This is a genomic window from Tabrizicola sp. TH137, from assembly GCF_002855575.1.
Taxonomy (GTDB): domain Bacteria; phylum Pseudomonadota; class Alphaproteobacteria; order Rhodobacterales; family Rhodobacteraceae; genus Paragemmobacter.
This window is the reverse complement of the sequence record NZ_PKRQ01000006.1, coordinates 200,636-223,168: the sequence shown is the minus strand read 5'-3', so window position 1 is coordinate 223,168 and position 22,533 is coordinate 200,636. Positions and strand designations below refer to the sequence as shown.

Below are 22,533 nucleotides of genomic sequence, written 5' to 3'. Positions count from 1 at the left end.
ACATAGCCGAACGAGGGAGTTCCACCATGCACCGTCTTTTCGTCCTGACCTGCTCTGCCCTGGCCATCATCAGCCCGGCCATGGCCGATCCGATGCCCGGCATCAAGGGTGTCAACCATATCGGCATAACCGTGCCGGATCTGGCCGAGGCGGAAGCCTTCTTCACCGATGTTCTGGGATGCCAGAAGGCCACCGCCTTCGGCCCCTTCCGCGATGATGCGGGCAGCTTCATGCAGGATGTGCTGGACGTGGACCCCCGCGCGGTGATCGAACAGATCACGCTGATGCGGTGCGGTTTCGGGTCGAACATCGAACTCTTCAAATACACCGCCCCGGACCAGAAGACGGTGACCCCGCGCAACAGCGACATCGGCGGCCATCACATCGCCTTCTATGTCGAGGATATCAACGCCGCCGCCGCCTATCTGAAGGAGAAGGGCATCCGCAGCCTGATGGGCCCGATTCCCGTCAGCGAAGGGCCCGCAGCAGGCCAGTCGATCCTCTATTTCTTCGCGCCCTGGGGATTGCAGATGGAGGCGATCAGCTTCCCGCAAGGCATGGCCTATGAAAAGGACGGCGGCCCGGTGCTGTGGTCCAACATCGCCCCGGCGAACTGAGGGAGGCGGCAGATGGCGGAACGGTCCTTCAAGGCAGAGGTGGAACATCTGCGTCTGGGCGCGGGGGAAACCTTCACCGGCGAGGGCATTCTGGCCATCACCAAGGCGCTTCTGGAAAATGGCGTGGGCTATGTTGGCGGCTATCAGGGGGCGCCGATATCCCATCTCATGGACGTTCTGGCCGATGCCGAGGAATTGCTGTCCGAACTGGGTATCCGCTTCGAGGCGAATGCCAACGAGGCAGCGGCGGCGGCGATGCTGGCGGCATCGGTCCATTACCCGATCCGGGGGGCGGTAACCTTCAAGGGGTCTGTGGGGGTGAACGTCGCCTCGGATGCCCTGGCCAACCTCGCCTCTTCGGGCGTGAATGGCGGCGCGCTGATCATTGTGGGCGAGGACTACGGCGAAGGTTCCTCGATCATGCAGGAGCGGTCGCATGCCTTTGCCATGAAATCGCAGTTCTGGCTGCTGGACCCGCGCCCCAACCTGCCCTGCATCACCAAGGCGGTAAAGGACGGGTTCGAGCTTTCGGAGGCGTCGAATACCCCTGTCATGCTGATGGTGCGCATCCGGTCCTGCCATGTGACGGGGTCTTTCCAGACCCGCGACAACCAGCGCCCGAAACTGACGGTGCGCGAGGCGCTGTCCAATCCGCAATCGGATTTCGCCCGCGTCGTGCTGCCGCCCATGTCCTATGCGCATGAGCAGGACAAGATCCGCAACCGCTGGCCCAATGCGGAAAAGTTCATCCGGGAGCGGGGCCTGAACGAGGTCTTCGGTCCCAAGACGGCCCCCGTCGGGCTGGTGTTGCAGGGGGGGATGTACAATGGCGTCATTCGCGCGCTGCAACGGCTTGGGCTCGCGGATATCTGGGGAAACTCGCAGGTTCCGCTTTATGTGCTGAACGTGACCTATCCCCTGCTGGCCTCCGAGTTTCTGGACTTCTGCGAGGGCAAGGACCAGGTGCTGGTGATCGAGGAAGGACAGCCGGAATTCATCGAACAGCAGTTGACCACCTTCCTCTATCGCGCCGGGTCCACGGTAAAACTGCGCGGCAAGGGCCTGTTGCCGATGGCGGGGGAATATACGGGGCAGGTGATGCTGGACGGGATCACCGCCTTTCTCAAGGAGGCCGCCCCCCAGATGCTGCCTGCGCTGGTGCGCGCGCCCAATGAGGACAAGCCGCAGATCCCTGACCTTTCGAAGACGGTGCCGATCCGGCCGCCGGGGTTCTGCACGGGCTGCCCGGAGCGGCCCATCTTCGCCGCGATGAAGCTGGTGCAGAAGGAAACCGGAAAGCTTCAGATCAGCGCCGATATCGGCTGCCATCTCTTTGCCGCGCTGCCCCCGTTCGAAATCGGCGGTGCGACCATGGGCTATGGTCTTGGCCCTGCCGCCAATGCCGCCTTTGATGGCGGGGGGGAACGGCGGCCTGTCAGCATCATCGGGGATGGCGGGTTCTGGCATAACGGGCTGTCTTCCAGCTTTACAAACATGGCCTTCAACAAGTCCGATGGCGTGGCGGTGATCGTGGACAACTACTATTCCGCGGCCACGGGGGGGCAGGACATCATGTCCTCGCGCGCCGACAACCCCACGAAGGCGACGAAGCATCCCATCACCAAGGCGTTGAAGGGCATCGGCATCGACTGGGTCCGTCAGGTGGACCGCACCTATGACGTGGGCCGCATGCGCGATGTGCTGCGCGAGGCGCTGACCACCGATGCGCCGGGGCCGAAGGTCATCGTCGCCTCGTCTGAATGCATGCTGAACAGGCAGCGGCGGGAAAAGCCCCTGACGCAGAAGGCGATCAAGGACGGGCGGCGCGTGGAAGCCCCCCGCTTTGGCGTGGATGAGGATGTCTGCACCGGCGATCATGCCTGCATCCGCCTGTCGGGCTGCCCGTCGCTGTCCTTGAAGAAGCTGGACGATCCCCTGCGCGACGATCCGGTGGCGAGCATCGACCAGAGCTGCGTCGGCTGCGGCAATTGCGGCGAGGTGGCGGATGCGGCCGTGCTTTGCCCGTCCTTCTACCGCGCCGATGTGGTGCACAATCCCGCACCCGCCGAGGTGAAGCGCGCGCGCCTGCGCGACCGCGTGATCGGCTGGCTGCAATCCCGCCGCGCCGCGCGGCGTCTGACATTCGAGGGGGCCGCATGACGGTGCAGGAAACGCTGGGCAACAGGGCCGGGACACATCCCGTCGATCCCCGGCTGTCGGGGATCATCAAGCTGGCGATCCTTGCGGTGGGCGGGCAGGGCGGCGGCGTGCTGACCGGCTGGATCGAGGATCTGGCCCGCGCCAATGGCTATGCGGCGCAGGCGACATCGGTCGCGGGTGTGGCGCAGCGCACGGGGGCGACGGTCTATTACGTCGAAATGGCCCCGCATCGCGCGGGCGAAGCGGTGCCGGTCTTTTCGCTGATGCCCGCAGCGGGCGATGTGGACATCATGGTGACGGCCGAGATGATGGAGGCGGGTCGCGCCATCCTGCGCGGCTTTGTCACCCCGGACCGGACGGTGCTGATCACCTCTACCCATCGCGCGCTGGCGGTGTCGGAAAAGATGGTGCCGGGCGATGGAATCGCCTCGTCCGAAGAGGTGCTGGCGGCGGCGGAGGTCGCGGCGCGGCGGGTGATCGCGGCGGATTTCGACGCCTTGGCGGTGGCGAAAGGGTCGGTGATTTCGGCCTCGCTCTTCGGCGCGCTGGCCGGCTCGGGGGCGCTGCCCTTTGCGCGCGAGGCTTTCGAGGCGGCGATCAGGGCGGGCGGCAAGGGGGTGGAAGGCTCGCTCCGCGCTTTCGCGGCGGCCTATGAGGTGGCGGCCAATCCTGTGGCAGAAGCGCCCCCGGTCCCGGCGGCGAAGCCTGTGCCGAAGGCGCAGGGTCCGGCACGGCTTGTTGCGGAATGGGACAGGCTGGCGGCGCGTGTCGCCGCCCTGCCCGGCCCCGTCGCCGAAATGGCCCTGCCTGGGCTGCGCAAGGTGGTGGAGTTCCAGGACCTTCGCTATGGGGCGGAATACCTTGACCGTCTGGCGGGCGTGATGGCGCGGGATGTGGCGGCGCGGGGCTGGACCCTGTCGCGCGAGGCGGCGAAGTACATCGCCAATGCCATGGCCTATGATGACATCATCCGCGTGGCCGACCTGAAGACGCGGGCGCAGCGCTTTGACCGCATCCGCAGGGAAATGCGGGTTAAGGACGGCACCCTGATGCATCTGACCGAGTTCTTCCATCCCCGCGCCGAAGAGATCGCCGGGATGCTGCCGGCGCGACTGGGCGCGCGGATCGCGGCCGATCCGGCCTGGATGGCGCGGCTGGATCGCTGGTTCAACAAGGGGCGGCGGCTCAGGACCGACAGGCTGCCCGCCTTCCTGACCCTGCATCTGCTGGGAGGGATGAAGGGCTGGCGGCGGCGCACCCTGCGCCATGCGCAGGAACAGGCGCATCTGGACCGCTGGCTGGAGACGGCGCTGGCCGAAGCGGGGCGGAATTACGATCTGGCGGTGGAGCTGATCCGCTGCCGCCGCCTGATCAAGGGCTATTCCGATACCCATGCGCGGGGCCATTCGAAGTTCGACCGCGTGCTGGCGGCGACATCCCGCATCGCCAGCCGCGACGACGCTGCCGATTGGTGCCGTCGTCTGCGCGAAGCGGCGCTGAAGGATGAGGAGGGCACGGCGCTGGAGGGCGCGATCCGGACGATCGACAGCTTCGCCTGACGGCCCCTTTCTTGGGGCGGAAGCCCCCTCGTCAGGTCAGGGCGCGGTAGCCGCCGTTCCAATAGATCAGCGCGCCCGCATCGGGCGTGGTGCGGATGGCGCGAACCCGGCCGATCAGGATGGAATGGGTGGCGCGGTCGATCATCTCTTCCACCGTGCAGTCAAAGGCGGCGGGCGCGCCCTTGAGAAGCCTCGCGCCGGTGATGGCGGTTTCCCATTCCGCCCCGTCATAGCGGGCCGCCCCCTTCACCCCGCCAAAGCCCGAAAACCGCTCCGCCACCGCCTGATGCGCGGCCCCCAGCGAGGACCAGCCGAAGCGGCCATAGCGAACCAGAAGCGGATGGCTGGAGGCGGTGCGGTTCACGCAGGCCAGCAGCAGCGGCGGATCAGCCGAAAGCGAGATGGCCGAGGTCACGACAAGACCCGAGGCTTCCGCGCCATCCCCCACGGTCAGGATGCTGCAATTGCCCACGAAGGCGCGCATCGCATCGCGGAAGTCTTTTCCCGTCGGTTCCTCGGCCATCATCCCGCCCCTTACCTGATCCCTGCCGCTGCCAGCTTTGGCAGGACGGTATCGCGGAAATAGGGGAATTCCTCGACATAATCGACGAAGGAGAGGGTGGTTCCCGCAAAGCCCGCCGCGTGCAGCTTCAGGATGCCTTCGGCCACCTGATCCGGAGTCCCGATGAGGGGAAACCCGCCATGACCCAGCGCGAAGAGATGCTTGATTTGCGCCAGCAGGTCATGCGGAAAGCTGTGGGCATGGGCGAATTGCAGGCGCACCAGATTGTCCACCGCGTCGGTATCGGCATTCTGGACGGCGGTGTACTCTGCATAGGCCTTCGCCTCCGCCTCCGTCGGGCGACAGATGACATGGGCAAAGGTCAACACGTTCACCTCGCGCCCCTTGGCGCGGGCCTGCGCCTTGAGGTCCGCGATCTCGGCCTTGGACCGGTCAAGGTCGATGGCGGGGGTGAACAGGAAATTCGCGTTGTCGGTGGCGAATTCGCGGCCCTGCGGGCTGCCGGCCGCGTTGATGATCGGGACCGTCCCGCGCAGCGGTTTCGGGTCGCCCTTCACCCGCTTTGCCTTGAAATAGGTGCCGTCCCAGTCGAAATGTTCGTCCGATGTCCAGAGCTTGCGGATCAGGTCGAACCATTCCTGGGCATAGCCGTAGCGGGTTTCGTGATCGTCCGGCAGGGTCAGGCCCAATGCCTCGTATTCCGGCTTGTTCCAGCCCGCCACGATGTTCAGCCCGGCGCGGCCATGGCTGATATGGTCGATGGTGGCCATCTGCTTGGCCACCACCACGGTATGATTGGCGGCGGTGTGGATCGTGGCGAAGACGGCGATGTTCTTCGTGGCCGCCAGAAGGCCCGCCGCCCAGGTCATCGTCTCCAGCACGCCGCCGTGGAAATCCGTCTCGCCGCCGTAACCGATCCAGCGCGCGATGGGCAGCATGAAGTCGATGCCCGCCTCATCCAGCATTTTGGCCAGTTTCAGGTTGTTGTCCCATGAGTTGTTCCACCGTTCGGGCGCTTTCGTCGGGGTCATCCCGGATGAGCAGTTGGTGGAGAAGGTGCCAAGGCGAAAGCGATCGCCCGAGAGCATCGGGTGTTGCGGCATGTCGGATGTCCCTGTTGAAGTTTTGGTGGTATTTTATGTTTGAAAGTCTATCGTAAAATCCAATTGCGTCAACGGTCCGCTGCGGTGATGGTCAAGGCCGGAAGGGGACAAAGGCGATGGCGCGGAAAAATGTTCAAACTCAAAATGATGGCGTGACACGCGGGCTCGACTGGCATTGGCATCTGGCCGAGGGGCCGGTGGAGGTGGACACGACCGAGCTTGAATTCGCCCTGATGCGGACCTTCGAGGGATTCGGTCGCTGGCAGTCGGAATGTCTGGCTTCGGTCTGCGATCTGGCGGCGACGGGGCCGGAGAATGCGCTGTTGCACATCATCCGGATGAACGACCGTCCCAAGACGATCAAGGATCTCGCGCGGCTGACCAACCGCGACGATGTGCCGAACATCCAGTATTCCCTGCGCAAGCTGATCGGTGCGGGGCTGGTGCTGCGCAAGGGGGCCGGGCGGTCGGGTGTGACCTATGAGGTGACGGAGGAAGGCCGCCGCGTGACGGATGATTACGGTGCGGTCCGGCGGCGGCTGCTGATTCAGGCGGTGGTGAATGTGCCGGGGTTCAGCGACCGCTTGGCCGAGGCGACGCGGACGCTGAACCTTCTCTCGGGCATCTATGAAGAGATTTCCCGCGTCGCGGCGACGCATCGGCGGGGATAGCGTCGGGACGGCTGTGCCGCGATCCGTGCCGCAAACTGTGCAGCAAACTGTGGCCACGCAGCGCAGGCTGCCGCGGTCTGGCGCAGCGCGGCAGGCGGCGCGCGGACGGCCCTTTCGGCCTCAGGCCATCGCCGGCTTGCCAAGGGCGGGTTGCGGCTTGTCCAGCCTGCGGTGCAGGGACTTGGCCACGCGGGCATAGTTGCCCGGTTTCACCGGCATCTGCCATTCCATGAACCGCTGCATCGCCCCGATGCCAAGCCCCATGTCCTCCAGCAATTCGTCGATCTGGTGCATGGAGAAGGGGATGATGTTGGTGCCGCGCGCATGTTTGCCTTCGGTGCGCGCCTCCATCCAGCGCAGGCGGCGGTCGGTGACGTCAAGCTGTGCGCTTTCCGAGGGCAGGGTCAGCGCCCCGCCCAGCAGCGCCGCGATCCAGAGCGCGCCCATCTCGGCCGAGAGGGGCGAGAAGAAGGAGGAGTTGTAGCCGTTGAAGGCCAGGTTCCGGACGCCGGTCGGGAGGATGCAGCGATAGAGGCGGAAATTGCCCCGGTCATCCAGAAGACGGGCCTGAAGGGCGGGGTCGAGGAAGGGCACCTCCTGCCGCCAGCCCGTGCCGCAGATCACGATATCGGCGGGGATCTTCTCGCCCGTCTTCAGCAGGGCGAAGCGCCGCCCCCCCTCGACCAGCAATTGCGCGATGGCCGTGTCGCGCTTGATCGCGATGCGCCCCTGATCCACCAGCCCGAAGAAGCCGTCGGTGACGAGGCTGACGGTGGACCGCGCGATGCGCTCGAAAGACCCGCGCGGCAGGGCGTTCAGCTTCTTGAGCTTCAACTGTTTCGTGATGACCGACTGGACGGAGCCCAGCATGGAGTTGCGGACGGGCTTGCCTGCGCCATGCAGGAATTTCTCGAACCCCTTGAGATGGATATAGGGGAAGAGCCCTTCGCCCATGCGGGTGAGGAACAGGTATTTGTAGTTCAGCACGCCTGCCAGCTTTTTCGGCATCTTCCAGATCAGTTCCCGCGCGACCACGGTCATCGACGCCGCCGCATCGACCAGACCTACCGCCACGTCGCAGGAGGATTTGCCATAGCCGATCACCACCACATGCTTGCCGCGCGCGGCGTCGGCATCAAGGAATTCCGAGGAATGGCAGAGCGTGCCGCCTGCGGCCCGGAACTCGGCCGCGCCGGGAAAATCGGGGATGGCGGGGGCCGAGAAGATGCCGTTGCAGATGGTCAGGAAGTCAAAGCCTTCGCTGCTTGCTTCGCCCTCGGGCGGCTGGAAGGTCACGGTCCAGCGCCCGTCAGGCCCCTGTGCGGCATGGGTGACGGGGGTGGACAGGCGGATCAGCGGCTTCAGCCCGAACTGATCGGCATAGGCGTTGAGATAGGCCTGCACCTGTTGGCCCGAGGGCCATTCGGGATAGTGCTTCGGCATCGGAAAATCGGACAGGCAATAGGTGTCCTTGCCGTTCTGGGTAGAGACGCCCGGATAAAGGCGCGTCGTGGACCAGACCCCGCCCACGTCATGGACCTTTTCGAAGACGGTCACGTCATGGCCGAAGTCGCGCAGATGGCGCGCGGTGGTCAGGCCGGCAAAGCCGGCCCCGATGATGGCAATCTTCATGTGCATTCCCCGTTGGAGTGAGGCGGGGGCCTTCTGCGCGCCCCGCGCCGGAAAGATCAGGACATCAGCAGCGGGATGGCCGGTTCGGCCCTTTCGGGCCCCATCGCCGTATAGCCGCCATCGACGCGGATATCGGTTCCGGTGATGAAGGAGGCCTCGTCCGAGCACAGGAAAAGGACGGCCGAGGCCACCTCTTCCGGATTCGCCACGCGGCCCAGCAGGTGGAAGGGCGCGGCGACGGCATCGGTCTTGGCGCGGTTGCCGCCGGTCAGTTGATCCATGATGTTCGACCATGTCCAGCCGGGGCTGACCGCGTTCACGCGGATGCCCTTGGGTGCCAGGTCCATCGCCTGATTGCGGGTCAGTTGCAGGATCGCGGCCTTGGACACCGGATAGAGCCAGCGCCCCGTCTGCGCCACGCGCGACGAGATGGAGCCGAAATTGACGATGGCGCCGCGATTGCGGGCAAGCTCCTCTTCCGCCGCCTGCATGAGCATGACCGAGCCCACGATATTGACGTTCAGGCTTTCCAGCCATTCGGCGCGGGTGGAGGCGGCGCCATTGTCCAGATAGGAACAGGCCACATTCACGAGGAAGTCGATGCGGCCGAACTTTGCCTTGGTGGCCGCGACGAGGGCGGCAATCTGGGCATCGTCGCGCAGGTCGCAGGGGTGAAAGGCCACGGCGTCGCCGAATCCCTCGCCCGGCACGATGTCGGCGACCATGACCTTTGCCCCGGCTGCGACGAAAGCATCGACCACCGCGCGCCCGATCTTCGTGCAGCCGCCCGGAACGATGGCAACCTTGCCGGCAAGTCCGCGCATCCCAACCCCTCCTGTTTTCTTTGAATTTGAAGGAATTGTGACCATCGCCGCGCCGCGTTCTATCCGCCGGGCGCGCCCATTATCCGAAAAACGAAAAAAACGTTCAGGGGCCGGGCCGAATTGCCGCAGCCCGTGCTAGGCTGACCGGGCAACAAGCGAAGGCAAGGCGATGGCGCGGCCCCTGCTGAAGGATCATGCCCTGTTCCGGTCCTGCGACCTTGATGAGGCGCGCGAACGGGTGGCGGCGGTGTTCTGTCCGCACCGGCTTGAAACGCTGGGGGCGCGCAGTCTTTTCGATGCCTGCCATCACCATCTGCCGGGGCAGAAGCTTTCGCTCAACTACATCGAATACGGGGCGAAGACGCTGATTGCGCCGGGGGAACTGGGCGGGTTCTACCTGCTCCAGATCCCGCTGGAAGGCGGGGCCGAGATCACCAATGGGCGCGAGACCTATCTTTCCACCCCCGACCGCGCGGCGATCCTGAACCCGCATCTGCCCACCCGCATGACCTGGGAGGAAGGCACGCGGCAGGTGCTGGTGCAGGTGTCGCGCCGGGCGATGCAGGATCATCTGGCCGGCCTGCTGGGCGGGCCGTCCGACCGACCGCTGACCTTTGACGGCCCACTGGACCTGTCGGCGGGGCCGGGGGCGGCGCTGCGGCGGCTGGTGATGTGGCTTGTGGCCGAGGCGGATGCGGGCAGCCCCCCCATCGGGCCGGGGCTGATGGCGCGGCAGATCGAAAGCACCGTCCTGTCGGGCCTGCTGGAGGCGCGGCATGACCATGCGGCGCAACTGGCCCGGGTCCGCGCTGCGCCGCGGCCGCGCCATCTGCGGTTGGCCGAAGGCTATATCGAGGCGCATCTCGATCAGCCGATCACCATCGAGGAAGTGGCGCAGGCGGCCGGCATCTCGCCGCGCGGGTTGCAGATGGCCTTCCGCGAACACCGGGGCACCTCGCCTCTGGGTTTCTGGCGCGAGGCGCGGCTGGCCCGCGCCCATGCGGACCTTCTCTCCGCCCCGCCCGGAACGCGGGTGACGGATATCGCCCTGCGCTGGGGATTCACCCATTTCGGGCGGTTTTCCGAGCTTTACCGGGCGCGCTATGGGCTTTGCCCGCGCGATGCGCTGCGCCGGTAGGATGGGCAATATTGCCCATCCTACGGGGCAAGCAGTTCCAGTGCCACGCCTTGCCCCACGCCCACGCAGAGCGTGACGAGGGCCGCGCTGCCCCCCGTTTCCGCCAGCCGCCGCGCCGCCGTCCCGGCGATCCGCGCGCCGGACATGCCCAGGGGATGGCCCATGCTGATCCCGCCGCCATGGGCGTTCACCTGCGGGGCGTCCTCCGCGATGCCCCAGGACCTGAGGCAGGCCAGGACCTGCGCGGCGAAGGCTTCATTCACCTCCAACAGGCTGTAATCGCGGGGGTTTCGTCCCGTGCGAAGGGTGAGCCGTTCGGCGGCGGCGACGGGGCCGAGGCCCATCACGCGCGGGGCGACCCCGGCCGAGGCTGCCGCGCCGATCCGGGCGAGGGGGGTGAGGCCGTGCCGCCTGACCCCTGCCGCCGAGGCAAGGATCAGGGCCGCCGCCCCGTCATTGATCCCCGCCGCATTGCCCGCCGTGACGGTTCCGCCGCTGCGGAAGGGGGCGGGGAGGGCGGCGAGTTTTTCAAGGGTCGTGGCGCGGGGGTGTTCGTCGGTGGCGACCACCGTGTCGCCCTTGCGCGATCGGATCGTGACGGGAAGGATGTCGGGCGCGTGCCAGTCTGCGCTGTAGCGCGATTGCGACCGGAAGGCGAAGGCATCCTGATCCTGCCTCGGGATGGCATGGTCTGCCGCCACGTTCTCGGCCGTTTCGGGCATCGAGTCGGTGCCATAGGCGCGGGCGATGCGGTCGTTGATGAAGCGCCAACCTATTGTCGTGTCGTGGATTTCCGCCTGGCGGGAAAAGGCGGCCTCGGCCTTGCCCAGGACGAAGGGGGCGCGGGTCATGCTTTCCACCCCGCCCGCGATCACCACATCGGCCCCGTCGCGAATGGCCCGCGCGCCTGCGATCACGGCGTCGAGGCCCGAGGCGCAGAGGCGGTTCACCGTCAGGGCCGGCACGGTTTCGGGCAGGCGGGAGAGCAGCACGGCCATGCGGGCGACGTTGCGGTTGTCTTCTCCGGCCTGGTTGGCGCAGCCGAAGATGACCTCGTCCACCGCCAGCCCGGGATGCAGGTCGAGCAGGCCGTCGATCACATGGGCGGCCATGTCGTCAGGGCGGATCATGGCCAGGGCGCCGCCATGGCGGCCGATCGGGGTGCGGCGGTGGGCGCAGAGGAAGACGTCGGTCATGGGGCCAGTCCGGGGGCGGGAAGGTAGCGGGATTTCAGATGGGGCGGGGCGTTTTCTTCAAGTCTGGCAAGGGTTTGCAGGACCGTTCCGCGCCCGTGGCGGGCCAGCGCCTCGAACGGGCCGCGCGGGAAGTTCAGGCCCAGCTTCAGCGCGGTGTCGATGCCTTCTGCCGTCGTTCCGCCTTCGGACAAAAGCCAGGCCGCCTCGTTGGCCAGCGTCGCCTCGATGCGCAGGGCGATGGTTGCGGCATCGGCGGGCGGGGGTGGCGGATTGTCTGGAAATACAAAGCCTTTCAGTGACTTACGGCCAATATGCCCGCTTTCCACCTGCCGTTTCAGCGCCGTGAAGACGTGATAGCGCGGGTGATGTCCCATCGCTGCGGCCAGCCCTTCGGTCGCGGCAAGGTTGATGTCGGCCCCGATCAGGTCGATCAGCGCGAAAGGCCCAAGCCGATAGCCCGCCGCCATCATCGCGGCGTCGATCTCGCCCGGATCGCGGCCTTCTTCCAGCATGGCCAGCGCCTCGCCGTAATAGGGGCGGGCGCAGCGGTTGACGATGAAACCGGGGCGGTCGGCGCATTGGATGACGGTCTTTCCGGCGCTTTCCGTCAGGCTGCGGGCGATGGTCACGGCATCGGTTGCGGTTCCGGCATGGGGGATCAGTTCCACCAGACGCATTACCGGGGCGGGGTTGAAGAAGTGTAAACCGACCACCCGATCCGGGCGGTGCAGCCCCTGCGCGATGGCCCCGACCGACAGCGAAGAGGTGTTGGTCGCCAGAACGGCACCCGGTGCAAGATACTGTTCCAGCAGGGAAAAGACCGATTGCTTGACGGCGAGGCGTTCCACCACCGCCTCGATCACCAGATCGGCGGGGGCGATATCCTCGACCCGTTCGGTGACCACAAGCCTTTGCAGGATCGCGGTTTTTTCATCCTCTGTCAGACTGCCTTTCGCAACACGGGCAGAGAGGGTGTCCGACAGGCGGGCCGGGGCGGTGGCGCGGGTTTCCGGGTTGGCATCGGTGGCGCGGACAGGGTGGCCCGCCATGGCAAAGACCTGCGCGATGCCCAGGCCCATGGCGCCCAAGCCGATGATTCCGATGGTCATTTTCCCAGAAACTCCGGTTTCTCGCGGCTGCGGAAGGCGCGGATGCCGATGGATTTATCGGCGCTGTCGAGCAGGTTTTCGAAGGCGGCGCGTTCCTCGGCCAGGGCAAGCGCGCGCTCTTCCCCTGCGATGAGGGCGGATTTTGCGGCCATCAGGGCCAGCGGCGCGCGTGCCGCAATCCGTGCCGCAAGTTGTGCCGCAAACTGTGGGCACGCATCGGGCGCATCCTCAACGATCCGGTAAGAGGCGATGCCCCAGTCATGGGCCGTCGCGGCGTCGATCACCTCGCCGGTGAGGACCATGCGCATCGCCCGCGCCCGGCCCGCCAGCGCCATCAGTCGCTGCCCTCCGCCCGCGCCGGGGATAAGGCCGAGATTGGTTTCCGGCAGGCCGAGACGGGCCGTGGGGCCAAGCACCATCAGATCGGCCATCAGCGCCAGTTCGAAGCCGCCGCCAAGGGCGAATCCCTCGACCGCCGCGATGAGCGGCTTGGGGAAGGCGCGGATCGCGGCCCAATGCGCCTTGCGCGGGTCGGCGGCGCCTTCGGTGGCGGTCTTGTGTTCGATCTCGCCGATATCGGCCCCGGCGGCGAAATTGCCCTCTGCCCCCGCAAGAACCACGGCGCGGATCGCCGGATCGGCGGCAAATTCCGTCAGCGCCCCGGCCACCGCCCCGAGAAGGGCGGTGTTCAGCGCATTCTTCTGCGCCGGGCGGTTGAGGGTGAGCCGCGCCCACCCGTCCATGCGGTCGATCAGCAGTTCCATGACGGCATCTTCGCGGCTTGCCGAAAAATTTCAAGCCCGAAAATTTTGAACTTGAAATGAATGCCTCTTGGTGCCAGCTTCGGATCAGGGCGCATTCCGCGCCGCAACTGGGATTTGGGTCGATGAAGATTCTCTGCCTCGGCGGCGGTCCTGCCGGACTTTACTTTGCCATCTCGATGAAGCTGCGCGATCCGTCGCATCAGGTGACGGTGCTGGAACGCAACCGGGCCAATGATACCTTCGGCTGGGGCGTGGTGCTGTCGGATGATGCGCTGGGGCGGATGCAGAAGAATGACCCTGTTTCCACGCAGGCGATCCGTGACCATTTCGCCTATTGGGACGATATCGCCGTGGTGCATGACGGCGTGCGGACGGTTTCCGGGGGGCATGGTTTCGCGGGCATCGGGCGCAAGCAGATGCTGATCCTGTTGCAGGCGCGGGCGCGGGAACTGGGTGTCGATCTGCAATTCGAGACGGAATTCCGGACGGCGGAGGAATACCGCAAGGACTATGACCTCGTCGTCGCCTCGGATGGCATCAATTCGGCCGTGCGCAAGGAATATGCCGAGGTGTTCCAGCCCGATATCGACATGCGCCTGTGCAAGTTCGTCTGGCTGGGGACGCATCAGAAATTCGACGATGCCTTCACCTTCATCTTCGAGAAGACGGAGCATGGCTGGGTCTGGGCTCATGCCTATCAGTTCGATGACAAGACCGCGACCTTCATCGTCGAGATGGCGCAGGAGACCTGGGACAGATGGGGTTTTGCCGACCTGTCCAAGGAGGAGACGGTGGAGACCTGCCGCCGGATCTTCGAGCGGCATCTGGGCGGTCACGCGCTGATTTCCAACGCGGCGCATCTGCGCGGGTCGGCGGTGTGGATGAACTTCCCCCGCGTGATCTGCGGGACCTGGTATCACGAGAATGTGGTGCTGATGGGCGATGCGGCGGCGACGGGGCATTTCTCCATCGGGTCCGGCACGCGGCTGGCCTTCGACAGCGCCATCGCCCTGGCGGAATTCCTGCATTCCGAAGCGGATATGCAGGCGGCCTTCCAGCGTTATCAGGACGAGCGGCGGGTGGAGGTGCTGCGCCTGCAATCGGCGGCGCGGAACAGCCTGGAATGGTTCGAGCAGGTGGAGCGCTATCTGGACCTGCCGCCGGAACAGTTCGCCTATTCGCTGCTGACGCGCAGTCAGCGGATTTCGCATGAGAACCTGCGCCTGCGCGATCCGGCATGGCTGGGCCGGGCGGAGGACTGGTTCCAGGAACAGGCGGGCGGGCAGAAGGGGCGCAAGCCCATGTTCGCGCCCTTCCGGCTGCGCGACATGGCGTTGCGGAACCGTGTCGTGGTGTCGCCCATGGCGCAGTACAAGGCGGTGGAGGGATGCCCGACCGACTGGCATCTGGTGCATTACGGCGAACGCGCCAAGGGCGGGGCGGGGCTGGTCTATACGGAAATGACCTGCACCAGCGCGCAGGGGCGGATCACGCCGGGCTGTCCGGGGCTTTATGCGCCGGAGCATGAGGCGGCCTGGAAGCGGATCGTGGATTTCGTCCATGCCGAGACGGAGGCGAAGATCTGCTGCCAGATCGGCCATGCGGGGCGGAAGGCCTCTACCCAGGTCGGCTGGGAAGAGGGGGATGCGCCCCTGCCTGCGGGGAATTGGGAAATCATCGCGCCGTCGCCGGTGCCGTGGTCGGCCCGGAACGCGGTCCCGCGCGAGATGACGCGGGCCGATATGGAGGCGGTGACGGCGGAATTCGTCGCGGCCACCGAAATGGCGAAGCGGGCAGGGTTCGACATGATCGAACTGCATGCGGCGCATGGCTATCTGCTGTCCTCCTTCATCAGCCCGAAATCGAACCGGCGGGCGGATGCCTATGGCGGCAGTCTGGAGAACCGGATGCGCTGGCCGCTGGAGGTGTTGCGGGCGATGCGCGCGGCCTGGGGCGAGGAGAAGCCGCTGGCGGTGCGTATCTCTGCAACGGATTGGGTCGGTGACGAAGGCGTGACGCCGGATGAGGCGGTGCAGATCGCGCGGATGTTCGCGGGTGCGGGGGCGGATATCATCGACGTTTCGGCGGGGCAGACCTCGGTGGAGGCGCGGCCTGTCTATGGGCGGATGTTCCAGACGCCCTTCAGCGACCGTATCCGCAACGAGGCGGGGATCGCCACGATGGCGGTGGGCAACATCACCGAACCCGATCATGTGAATTCCATCCTGCTGGCCGGGCGGGCCGATCTTGTCTGCCTTGCGCGGCTGCATCTGGCCAATCCCTATTGGACCCTTCACGCCGCCGTCGCCATGGGCGATGCTGCGACCGACTGGCCGCTGCCCTATCTGGCAGGGCGCGACCAGATGCGGCGTTTGCAGCAGAAGGCGGTCGAGGTGATCCGGGCATGAGCGTAGCGGGGCGGCGGGTTCTGGTCACGGGCGGCGGGTCGGGCGCGGGGGCGGACCTTGCGCTGGGCTTCGCCCGTGCGGGGGCGGCCGAGGTTGTCATCTGCGGGCGGCGGGTCGAGGCGCTGGCCGCGGTCGCGGCGCAGCATGGGGCGATCCGGGCGCTGCCCTGCGACGTGACGGAGGAAGGGTCGGTCCAGGCGCTGTTTGCCGCTGCGGGCAGGGTGGATGTGGTGATTGCCAATGCCGGGGCGGCGGATAGTGCGGTTCTGGCGAAGACGAGCCTCGCGCAGTGGAATGCGATGATCGCGGTGAACCTGACGGGGGTCTTCCTGACCTTCCGCGAAGGGCTGCGGCAGTTCGACGGCTGGGGGCGGTTGATCGCCATCGCCTCGACGGCGGGCGTGAAGGGCTATGCCAAGGTGGCGCCCTATGCGGCGGCGAAGCACGGGGTGATGGGGCTGGTGCGGTCGGTCGCGCTGGAAGTGGCAAGAGGGCCGGTGACGGCAAATGCGATCTGTCCGGGGTTTCTGGATACCGAGATGACGGAGCAGTCGATCCGGGTGATATCGGAGAAGACGGGAAAGACCCCCGAACAGGCGCGGGCGGCGCTGGAGGGGATGTCGCCGCAGGGGCGGCTTTACCGGCCCGACGAGGTGACATCGGCGGCGCTCTGGCTTTGTTCCGACGGGGCGGCGGGGGTGAACGGGCAGGGCATCGTGATTTCCGGGGGTGAGGTGTGAGCGATTCCCTGTCCAAGCGGCGCCTGAAGATGTGGATCCGGCTGCTGGGCGTGACCCGCGCGGCGGAGAGCGAGCTGCGCGAATTCCTGCGGGTGCGGCACGAGACGACCCTGCCGCGTTTCGACGTCATGGCCGCGCTCTATCGGCGCCGGGATTGCGTGACGATGAGCGAGCTTTCCCGGATGCTGCTGGTGTCGAATGGCAATGCGACGACGGTGGTGGACCGGTTGGAGAAAGACGGGCTGGTGCGGCGGATGCCGTCGGAAACCGACCGGCGCACGGTCTTTGTCGCGCTGACGCCCGAGGGGCTGGCGCAGTTCGAAGTGCTGGCGGCAGGGCATGAGGCGGAAGTGGCGCGGATGTTCGGGGGGCTTTCGGAGGCCGATCTGGACGCGCTGACCGATATCCTGAAGCGGATGGGAGAGGCGTGATGGGGGCCATGGCCGGGCTGCAACCGCAGCATTTCCTGTGGGAGGTGACGGACCGCGTGGCGGTGATCCGGCTGAACCGCCCGGAGCGGAAGAACCCGCTGACCTTCGACTCCTATGCCGAATTGCGCGACACCTTCCGTGCGCTGCCCTATGCCAGCGATGTGGATGTGGTGGTGATCGCCTCGAACGGGGGCAATTTCTGTTCGGGCGGGGATGTGCATGACATCATCGGCCCGCTGGTCGGGATGGAGATGAAGGAGCTTCTCGCCTTCACCCGGATGACCGGCGATCTGGTCAAGGCCATGATCGGCTGCGGCAAGCCTGTCATCGCCGCGGTGGATGGCATCTGCGTGGGGGCGGGGGCGATCATGGCGATGGCCGCCGACCTGCGGCTGGCGACACCGGGGGCGAAATGCGCCTTCCTGTTCACCCGCGTCGGGCTGGCGGGTTGCGACATGGGGGCCTGCGCGATGCTGCCGCGGATCATCGGGCAGGGGCGGGCGGCGGAACTGCTCTATACCGGCCGGGTGATGCGGGCCGAGGAGGGGGAACGCTGGGGATTCTGGAACGCGCTGCATGCCCCGGAAGCCTTGGACGCGGCGGCGATGGACCTTGCGCGTGCCTTGGCGGCCGGGCCGACCTTCGCGCATGGGATGACGAAGACCCAGCTCAATCAGGAATGGAACATGGGGCTCGATCAGGCCATCGAGGCCGAGGCGCAGGCGCAGGCGATCTGCATGCAGACCCGCGATTTCGAACGGGCCTATCACGCCTTTGTTGCCAAGGAGACCCCGCTGTTTCGCGGGGATTGAGGCGTTGCAGGGGGCGTTCCGCCCCCTCGTCGCTTCGCTCCTCACCCCCTGAGAGTATTTTTGCCAAGATGAAGACGAGATGAGCGATCAAAGCTTTCTGGACTGGCCCTTTTTCGAGGCGCGGCATCGCGATCTGGCGGCGGCGCTGGAGGCGTGGTGTGCCGCGCATCTGCCGGTGGCGCATGGTGATGTGGATGCCGCCTGCCGTGCGCTGGTGCGGATGCTGGGGCAGGGCGGTTGGCTGACGCATTCCGGCGCGGGCGAGGGGGAGCGGCTGGATGTCCGCACGCTCTGCCTGATCCGCGAGACGCTGGCGCGGCATGACGGGCTGGCGGATTTCGCCTTTGCCATGCAGGGGCTGGGCATGGGGGCGGTCAGCCTGTTCGGGACGGCGGAACAGAAGCGGTGGCTGGAGCGGACGCGGGCGGGGGAGGCCATCGCCGCCTTTGCCCTGACGGAACCGGGATCGGGGTCCGACGTGGCGGCGACGGCCACGACGGCAAGCCGGGTGCAGGGCGGCTGGCTGATCGAGGGCGAGAAGACCTGGATTTCCAATGGCGGGATTGCCGATCTCTATGTCCTTTTCGCCCGCACGGGCGAGGCGCCGGGGGCGAAGGGCCTGTCGGCCTTCCTGATGCCCGCCGATGTGGCGGGGCTGGAGGTGGTGGAGCGGCTGGAGGTGATCGCGCCGCATCCGCTGGCCAGCCTGCGGATGCGGGGCGTTGTGCTGCCGGAAGAGGCGCTGATCGGCCGTCCCGGCGAGGGGTTCAAGCTGGCCATGTCGGTGCTGGACGTGTTCCGGTCCACCGTCGGGGCGGCGGCGCTGGGCTTTGCGCGGCGGGCGCTGGACGAGGCGCTGGCGCGGGTGAAGGCGCGGCGGATACAGGGCGAGCCGCTGGCGGGGTTGCAGATGGTGCAGGGCCATCTGGCCGACATGGCGCTGAAGATCGACGCGGCGGCGCTGTTGGTCTATCGGGCGGCCTGGACCAAGGACAATGGCGCGGCGCGGGTGACGCGCGAGGCGGCGATGGCGAAGCTTTACGCCACCGAGGCCGCGCAGGAGGTGATCGACATGGCGGTGCAGTTGCATGGCGGCGACGGCGTGCGGCACGGGTCGGTGGTGGAAAGCCTCTATCGTGAAATCCGCGCGTTGCGGATCTATGAGGGGGCGTCGGATGTGCAGCGGGTGGTGATCGCCCGCAGCATCCTGGGCTGACGGCACAACAGGGGAGAGGGACATGACCAAGACACTGGACGGCGGCATCACGAAGGACGGCAGCGCCTATCACGGGCGCGAACTCAACATCCTCGGGCAGCGCTATTTCCCGAAGGCAAGCTGCGAGGCGACCTTTGCCTTCGAGACCAACAGCGAGCCGGGGCAATATGTGCCGGTGCATGTGCATCCGACGCAGGATGAATTCATCCTCGTGCAGGAAGGTCAGCTGGAGCTGAAGCTGGACGGGGTCTGGCATACGGCGCGGGCGGGCGATCTGGTGCGGATGCCGCGCGGGGTGCCGCATGGCTATTTCAACAAGTCCGACAAGCCCTGCCGGGCGCTGTTCTGGGTATCGCCGGCGGGCAAGCTCGAGGCGCTGTTCGACCAGTTGCACGACATGACGGATATCCCCGCCATCATCGCCGCCTCGGCCGCGCATGACGTGGATTTCCTGCCGCCCGAAGCCAACGACTGAGCGGCGCAGGAGACAGGGGCCCATGTATCAGCGCGCGATCCGCGTCGAGTTCAACCATTGCGATCCGGCGGGGATCGTCTTCTATCCCCGCTATTTCGAGATGACGAATTCGGTCATGGAGAATTTCTTCCGCGAGATCGTGGGCTATTCCTATGCCGCCATGATGGCGGATGGCATCGGCGTGCCGACGGCGCGGGTGGAGACGGATTTCCACGCGCCGTCGCGGCTGGGCGAGGTGCTGGACTGGGGGCTGGTGGTGGAAAAGCTGGGCGGCAGTTCCGCCGGGTTCCGGCTGGAGGCGCGCTGTGGCGGCGCGCTGCGCCTTGTCGCGCGGCTGGTGCTGGTCTGGCTGTCGCCGGAGGGGCGGCCCGCGCGCTGGCCCGAACGCATTCGCGCGGTGCTGGCCGCGCATGAGGAGAAGACCGCATGACCGACAGCACGCTGCAATTCCTGCACCCGTCGCATTGGAAACCCGCCATCGGCTATTCCAACGGGGTGGCCGCCACCGGGCGGATGGTGTTCACCGGGGGGATCATCGGCTGGAATGCCGATCAGGTCTTCGAGACGGATGATTTCGTGGGGCAGGCGGAGCAGGCGCTGCGGTCCATCGTCGAGGTGCTGGCCTGCGCCGGGGCGGGGCCGGAGCATCTGGTGCGGCTGACCTGGTATGTGACGGACAAGCGGGAATACCTCGCCTCGCTGAAGGACCTGGGGCGGGCCTACAAGGCGGTGATCGGGCGGCATTACCCGGCCATGGCCCTGGTGCAGGTGGTGGCGCTGGTCGAGGACCGCGCCAAGGTGGAGATCGAGGCGACGGCGGTGATCCCAGCCTGATGCCGGGCGGGCCGGGCATCCGGCTTGACGGGTCGGGGAGGCTGTGCCTTTCTTCGCGCCGGTAACGAGTGACGGAGTAGCACAGTGACAAGCAATTTGCCCGCCTATGGACCCTTGCCGACAAGCGGGGGAACGGTCGGCTTCATCGGCATCCGGGCGCAGGGCCGCGAGGGGGCCCGCGAGAACACCGGAAACTTCCTGCACGGTTATGCCGCCCGGCATATTCTGGGGTCCTATTCCGATGCCGTGACAGGGGACCTTGGCGAGGCGGATGTCGAACGCATCCGCGCGAGCTTTACCCATCTTGCAGTCGTGGTAGCGACCACCATCGCGGTCAATCGCGAAGGCGGGTCCAAGCATGATCACCTGGCCTCGATCATCCAGCGGCTTGGCCTGCCCGTCGTTGTCTTCGGCCTGGGAGCGCAGGCCTCGCTGCGCCAGACGGTGAAGGAGGCAGTCGTCGCCCCGTCCACGCTGCATCTGCTGCGGGTTCTGTCGGACCATTCGCCCAGCATCGCGGTGCGCGGCGAATTCACGGCCGACCTCTGCCAGCATCTTGGCATCCGCAATGTCGAGGTGATCGGCTGCCAGTCCTGCTTTCTGAGCTGCCGGCCAGACTTCCGTTTTCCGGCCCTGTCCGGCGTCCCGGAACTGGCGCGCAGCATCGTCAATTTCACCAGGCCATCGCAAGAACTGCCCCTGTTGCAGGCCTCCCTGGCGGCCGGGGCCACGGTCATCGGCCAGTCCTCGCATTTCGAATATGAGCTGAAGCGCCACCCCCCGGTCGAAAGCACGGAGGACCTGCCCGAGGAGACCTGCGCCCTGATATCTGCCGGGATGCAGGGGTTGTTGCGAAAGGGGCATCTGTCGCTGCCCGCCTATCAGGACTGGATCAAGGCGCGCTTTCACCAGTTCTACCGGATGGAGGACTGGTTTGCCTTTCTTTCGCAGGGTTTCGATTTCACCATCGGCACGCGCTTTCATGGCAACATGACATCGGTCCAGGCGGGGATACCGGCGCTTTGGGTCGTGCATGACATGCGCACGCGCGAATTCTGCGATCTGATGGGTCTGCCCAATGTGCGCCTGCCCGAGGTGCAGGCAGGCAAGCCGCTGGCGCAACTGGTGGAGGAAAACTTCGACACCTCCGCCTTCCATCGGCGTTATCCCGAAAACTATGCCCGCTTTCACGCCTATCTGACGCGGCACGGCGTGGCGCATCGGCTGGCGCCCCCGGTCACTGTGGCGGCGGAATGACGGCCGCGCGGCGGCCGCCCCATCCCTGCCGGGGGCGCCGCCGTGCTATTCCGAAACCCATTCGGGATGGCCGATCTCGGCAAGGGTCTTGCGGATAGCGTCCCGGTCCGCTTCGGCGAAGCGCGACAGGATCTCGTTGCTGTGCAGCCGCTGTTTCTGCGGTGGAAGGGCCTGTTCGGCCACGCCCAGAAAAGCCAGGACCCGGCTGAAACCCGTCTCGATGACGTCGCGATAGGTCAGGTCCAGCACCGGGCCACGCGCCCTTGCGCGATACCCGGCGAACAGGGCGCGATGCGCGTCGAAATAGCCGAGAAAGGCCTTGCGGTTGAAATCGACGAGGGTGTTCAGCTTGCCGGGACGCGCCCTTTCGCTGTTGATGTTGTAGATGCCCGTCGCCTTCACCAGCCGACTGGAGGAAAAGCGGGCCAGCACGTTCTCGCGTTCATAGATGATCTTCAACGTGGCTTCGTCCGCCAGCAGCCGGTCGCAGACGGCGTCCTGCTGCGACCGCCACATCTTGAAGCCGGCAGCGGCGACGCCGGGCCGAGTCAGCGCCCAGTCGAGATAGCCGATCGGATCACGGTCGCGCAGGGCCACCGCCTCTTCGACCGAAAGGTCGCCCTCCTGCCGCTTGATATGCGAGGCGGGCGTCGGATGGAACAACTCGCCATGGCAGAGGATTTCGGGATGGACGTTCAGCGTTTCCGACAGAAGCGAGGTGCCGGAGCGCGATCCGCTGAGGATGACAAAGCGCCGGGGGGCTTGGACAAGGGTCACTCGATACTCCACACAGGACAAAAGGTCGGGCCGCACAAGGCCCCTGTCCGGAAGTGCTAGTCCGGCCCGGCGGGGCAGGTCAAGCCCGACCGGGCGGGGCAGACCGGGAACAGCGCAGAACCCCGGCGGGATGCGGGGGTGCCTCGGGTGGTGCGATCAGGGGAGGTGGCAGCCCGTAGGGGAGTCGAACCCCTCTTCCCAGGTTGAAAACCTGGTGTCCTAACCGATAGACGAACGGGCCACGATCAGTGCGGCGGTGTCTAATGGCGGGGCCGGGCGGGTGCAAG

22 protein-coding genes and 1 tRNA gene are annotated in these 22,533 nt (G+C 66.4%); 14 read left to right on the top strand and 9 right to left on the bottom strand.

Annotated elements, in window-relative coordinates; all coding sequences use genetic code 11:
* The first annotated feature begins 26 nt into the window (after window positions 1–26).
* Genes C0V75_RS17880 through C0V75_RS17870 form a run of 3 tightly spaced genes read left to right on the top strand, consistent with a single transcriptional unit; the run spans window position 27 to window position 4,336 of the window.
* Complete coding sequence (locus C0V75_RS17880) at window positions 27–617, top strand: VOC family protein (protein WP_101922327.1); 591 nt, start codon at window positions 27–29, stop codon at window positions 615–617.
* Window positions 618–629: 12 nt separating this feature from the next.
* Window positions 630–2,777 carry an indolepyruvate ferredoxin oxidoreductase subunit alpha gene (locus C0V75_RS17875; protein ID WP_101922326.1) on the top strand — a complete coding sequence of 716 codons (2,148 nt, stop codon included), beginning with the start codon at window positions 630–632 and terminating at the stop codon, window positions 2,775–2,777.
* Window positions 2,774–4,336, top strand: coding sequence for an indolepyruvate oxidoreductase subunit beta family protein (locus tag C0V75_RS17870; RefSeq protein WP_101922325.1), 1,563 nt, complete (start codon window positions 2,774–2,776; stop codon window positions 4,334–4,336). The genes C0V75_RS17875 and C0V75_RS17870 overlap by 4 nt, the downstream gene beginning before the upstream one ends.
* 31 nt (window positions 4,337–4,367) lie before the next feature.
* On the opposite strand, the gene C0V75_RS17865 is transcribed toward C0V75_RS17870, so the two are convergent.
* Together C0V75_RS17865 and C0V75_RS17860 are read right to left on the bottom strand one after the other, a co-directional pair.
* Entirely contained in the window at window positions 4,368–4,859 is a 492-nt protein-coding gene (locus tag C0V75_RS17865) for a flavin reductase family protein (RefSeq protein ID WP_101922474.1), read from the bottom strand.
* A gap of 11 nt (window positions 4,860–4,870) precedes the next feature.
* Window positions 4,871–5,947, bottom strand: coding sequence for an LLM class flavin-dependent oxidoreductase (locus tag C0V75_RS17860; RefSeq protein WP_254216517.1), 1,077 nt, complete (start codon window positions 5,945–5,947; stop codon window positions 4,871–4,873).
* A 167-nt stretch (window positions 5,948–6,114) separates the two neighbouring features.
* On the opposite strand from C0V75_RS17860, the gene C0V75_RS17855 reads away from it, so the two are divergent.
* Window positions 6,115–6,633, top strand: a complete 519-nt coding sequence (locus C0V75_RS17855; protein ID WP_254216516.1) for a winged helix DNA-binding protein — start codon at window positions 6,115–6,117, stop codon at window positions 6,631–6,633.
* Between the two features lie 120 nt (window positions 6,634–6,753).
* Here C0V75_RS17855 and C0V75_RS17850 read toward each other — a convergent pair whose 3' ends face one another.
* Both C0V75_RS17850 and C0V75_RS17845 read right to left on the bottom strand, forming a co-directional pair.
* Window positions 6,754–8,265 (bottom strand): NAD(P)/FAD-dependent oxidoreductase, encoded by a 1,512-nt coding sequence (locus tag C0V75_RS17850; RefSeq protein WP_101922322.1) that lies wholly within the window; start codon window positions 8,263–8,265, stop codon window positions 6,754–6,756.
* Window positions 8,266–8,321: 56 nt separating this feature from the next.
* Window positions 8,322–9,089, bottom strand: a complete 768-nt coding sequence (locus tag C0V75_RS17845) for an SDR family oxidoreductase (RefSeq protein ID WP_101922321.1) — start codon at window positions 9,087–9,089, stop codon at window positions 8,322–8,324.
* Between the two features lie 169 nt (window positions 9,090–9,258).
* On the opposite strand from C0V75_RS17845, the gene C0V75_RS17840 reads away from it, so the two are divergent.
* On the top strand, window positions 9,259–10,227 hold the full coding sequence (locus tag C0V75_RS17840) for an AraC family transcriptional regulator (RefSeq protein WP_101922320.1): 969 nt from the start codon (window positions 9,259–9,261) through the stop codon (window positions 10,225–10,227).
* A gap of 20 nt (window positions 10,228–10,247) precedes the next feature.
* On the opposite strand, the gene C0V75_RS17835 is transcribed toward C0V75_RS17840, so the two are convergent.
* From C0V75_RS17835 to C0V75_RS17825, 3 genes are read right to left on the bottom strand one after another with little or no spacing between them, the layout of a single operon-like run.
* Window positions 10,248–11,423: an acetyl-CoA C-acyltransferase gene (locus C0V75_RS17835; protein ID WP_101922319.1), complete on the bottom strand. Its 1,176-nt coding sequence runs from the start codon at window positions 11,421–11,423 to the stop codon at window positions 10,248–10,250.
* Window positions 11,420–12,532, bottom strand: a complete 1,113-nt coding sequence (locus C0V75_RS17830) for a 3-hydroxyacyl-CoA dehydrogenase family protein (RefSeq protein WP_101922318.1) — start codon at window positions 12,530–12,532, stop codon at window positions 11,420–11,422. The genes C0V75_RS17835 and C0V75_RS17830 overlap by 4 nt, the downstream gene beginning before the upstream one ends.
* Window positions 12,529–13,296 carry an enoyl-CoA hydratase-related protein gene (locus C0V75_RS17825; protein WP_101922317.1) on the bottom strand — a complete coding sequence of 256 codons (768 nt, stop codon included), beginning with the start codon at window positions 13,294–13,296 and terminating at the stop codon, window positions 12,529–12,531. Before C0V75_RS17825 ends, C0V75_RS17830 begins: the two co-directional genes overlap by 4 nt.
* A gap of 122 nt (window positions 13,297–13,418) precedes the next feature.
* On the opposite strand from C0V75_RS17825, the gene C0V75_RS17820 reads away from it, so the two are divergent.
* The 9 genes from C0V75_RS17820 to C0V75_RS17780 all read left to right on the top strand — a co-directional run bounded on the left by C0V75_RS17820 (window position 13,419) and on the right by C0V75_RS17780 (window position 21,469).
* On the top strand, window positions 13,419–15,704 hold the full coding sequence (locus tag C0V75_RS17820) for a bifunctional salicylyl-CoA 5-hydroxylase/oxidoreductase (protein WP_101922473.1): 2,286 nt from the start codon (window positions 13,419–13,421) through the stop codon (window positions 15,702–15,704).
* A complete protein-coding gene (locus tag C0V75_RS17815; RefSeq protein WP_101922316.1) occupies window positions 15,701–16,444 on the top strand; it encodes an SDR family NAD(P)-dependent oxidoreductase in 744 nt (247 codons plus the stop codon). The genes C0V75_RS17820 and C0V75_RS17815 overlap by 4 nt, the downstream gene beginning before the upstream one ends.
* Window positions 16,441–16,875, top strand: coding sequence for a MarR family winged helix-turn-helix transcriptional regulator (locus C0V75_RS17810; protein WP_101922315.1), 435 nt, complete (start codon window positions 16,441–16,443; stop codon window positions 16,873–16,875). The genes C0V75_RS17815 and C0V75_RS17810 overlap by 4 nt, the downstream gene beginning before the upstream one ends.
* On the top strand, window positions 16,875–17,687 hold the full coding sequence (locus C0V75_RS17805; protein WP_101922314.1) for an enoyl-CoA hydratase family protein: 813 nt from the start codon (window positions 16,875–16,877) through the stop codon (window positions 17,685–17,687). Before C0V75_RS17810 ends, C0V75_RS17805 begins: the two co-directional genes overlap by 1 nt.
* A 79-nt stretch (window positions 17,688–17,766) precedes the next feature.
* On the top strand, window positions 17,767–18,903 hold the full coding sequence (locus tag C0V75_RS17800) for an acyl-CoA dehydrogenase family protein (RefSeq protein WP_101922313.1): 1,137 nt from the start codon (window positions 17,767–17,769) through the stop codon (window positions 18,901–18,903).
* A 22-nt stretch (window positions 18,904–18,925) separates the two neighbouring features.
* Window positions 18,926–19,378: a cupin domain-containing protein gene (locus tag C0V75_RS17795; protein WP_101922312.1), complete on the top strand. Its 453-nt coding sequence runs from the start codon at window positions 18,926–18,928 to the stop codon at window positions 19,376–19,378.
* Between the two features lie 22 nt (window positions 19,379–19,400).
* Window positions 19,401–19,808 carry a thioesterase family protein gene (locus C0V75_RS17790; RefSeq protein WP_101922311.1) on the top strand — a complete coding sequence of 136 codons (408 nt, stop codon included), beginning with the start codon at window positions 19,401–19,403 and terminating at the stop codon, window positions 19,806–19,808.
* Window positions 19,805–20,212 carry a RidA family protein gene (locus tag C0V75_RS17785; RefSeq protein WP_101922310.1) on the top strand — a complete coding sequence of 136 codons (408 nt, stop codon included), beginning with the start codon at window positions 19,805–19,807 and terminating at the stop codon, window positions 20,210–20,212. Before C0V75_RS17790 ends, C0V75_RS17785 begins: the two co-directional genes overlap by 4 nt.
* 84 nt (window positions 20,213–20,296) lie before the next feature.
* Window positions 20,297–21,469 (top strand): polysaccharide pyruvyl transferase family protein, encoded by a 1,173-nt coding sequence (locus C0V75_RS17780; RefSeq protein WP_101922309.1) that lies wholly within the window; start codon window positions 20,297–20,299, stop codon window positions 21,467–21,469.
* A gap of 45 nt (window positions 21,470–21,514) precedes the next feature.
* On the opposite strand, the gene C0V75_RS17775 is transcribed toward C0V75_RS17780, so the two are convergent.
* The gene (locus tag C0V75_RS17775) at window positions 21,515–22,246 is read right to left on the bottom strand and encodes a hypothetical protein (protein ID WP_101922308.1); all 732 of its coding nucleotides are present in this window, start codon (window positions 22,244–22,246) and stop codon (window positions 21,515–21,517) included.
* A 166-nt stretch (window positions 22,247–22,412) separates the two neighbouring features.
* Window positions 22,413–22,487, bottom strand: a tRNA-Glu gene (locus tag C0V75_RS17770).
* Window positions 22,488–22,533 lie beyond the last annotated feature (46 nt).

What these genes read in the sequence shown, in the direction of transcription:
- C0V75_RS17870 (WP_101922325.1), top strand. Translation starts at nt 2,774, where the DNA reads ATGACGGTGCAGGAAACGCTGGGCAACAGGGCCGGGACACATCCCGTC.
- C0V75_RS17815 (WP_101922316.1), top strand. Translation starts at nt 15,701, where the DNA reads ATGAGCGTAGCGGGGCGGCGGGTTCTGGTCACGGGCGGCGGGTCGGGC.
- C0V75_RS17840 (WP_101922320.1), top strand. Translation starts at nt 9,259, where the DNA reads ATGGCGCGGCCCCTGCTGAAGGATCATGCCCTGTTCCGGTCCTGCGAC.
- C0V75_RS17825 (WP_101922317.1), bottom strand. Translation starts at nt 13,296, where the DNA reads ATGGAACTGCTGATCGACCGCATGGACGGGTGGGCGCGGCTCACCCTC.
- C0V75_RS17830 (WP_101922318.1), bottom strand. Translation starts at nt 12,532, where the DNA reads ATGACCATCGGAATCATCGGCTTGGGCGCCATGGGCCTGGGCATCGCG.
- C0V75_RS17860 (WP_254216517.1), bottom strand. Translation starts at nt 5,947, where the DNA reads ATGCTCTCGGGCGATCGCTTTCGCCTTGGCACCTTCTCCACCAACTGC.
- C0V75_RS17850 (WP_101922322.1), bottom strand. Translation starts at nt 8,265, where the DNA reads ATGAAGATTGCCATCATCGGGGCCGGCTTTGCCGGCCTGACCACCGCG.
- C0V75_RS17790 (WP_101922311.1), top strand. Translation starts at nt 19,401, where the DNA reads ATGTATCAGCGCGCGATCCGCGTCGAGTTCAACCATTGCGATCCGGCG.
- C0V75_RS17800 (WP_101922313.1), top strand. Translation starts at nt 17,767, where the DNA reads ATGAGCGATCAAAGCTTTCTGGACTGGCCCTTTTTCGAGGCGCGGCAT.
- C0V75_RS17845 (WP_101922321.1), bottom strand. Translation starts at nt 9,089, where the DNA reads ATGCGCGGACTTGCCGGCAAGGTTGCCATCGTTCCGGGCGGCTGCACG.
- C0V75_RS17820 (WP_101922473.1), top strand. Translation starts at nt 13,419, where the DNA reads ATGAAGATTCTCTGCCTCGGCGGCGGTCCTGCCGGACTTTACTTTGCC.
- C0V75_RS17835 (WP_101922319.1), bottom strand. Translation starts at nt 11,423, where the DNA reads ATGACCGACGTCTTCCTCTGCGCCCACCGCCGCACCCCGATCGGCCGC.
- C0V75_RS17875 (WP_101922326.1), top strand. Translation starts at nt 630, where the DNA reads ATGGCGGAACGGTCCTTCAAGGCAGAGGTGGAACATCTGCGTCTGGGC.
- C0V75_RS17865 (WP_101922474.1), bottom strand. Translation starts at nt 4,859, where the DNA reads ATGGCCGAGGAACCGACGGGAAAAGACTTCCGCGATGCGATGCGCGCC.
- C0V75_RS17805 (WP_101922314.1), top strand. Translation starts at nt 16,875, where the DNA reads ATGGGGGCCATGGCCGGGCTGCAACCGCAGCATTTCCTGTGGGAGGTG.
- C0V75_RS17785 (WP_101922310.1), top strand. Translation starts at nt 19,805, where the DNA reads ATGACCGACAGCACGCTGCAATTCCTGCACCCGTCGCATTGGAAACCC.
- C0V75_RS17880 (WP_101922327.1), top strand. Translation starts at nt 27, where the DNA reads ATGCACCGTCTTTTCGTCCTGACCTGCTCTGCCCTGGCCATCATCAGC.
- C0V75_RS17795 (WP_101922312.1), top strand. Translation starts at nt 18,926, where the DNA reads ATGACCAAGACACTGGACGGCGGCATCACGAAGGACGGCAGCGCCTAT.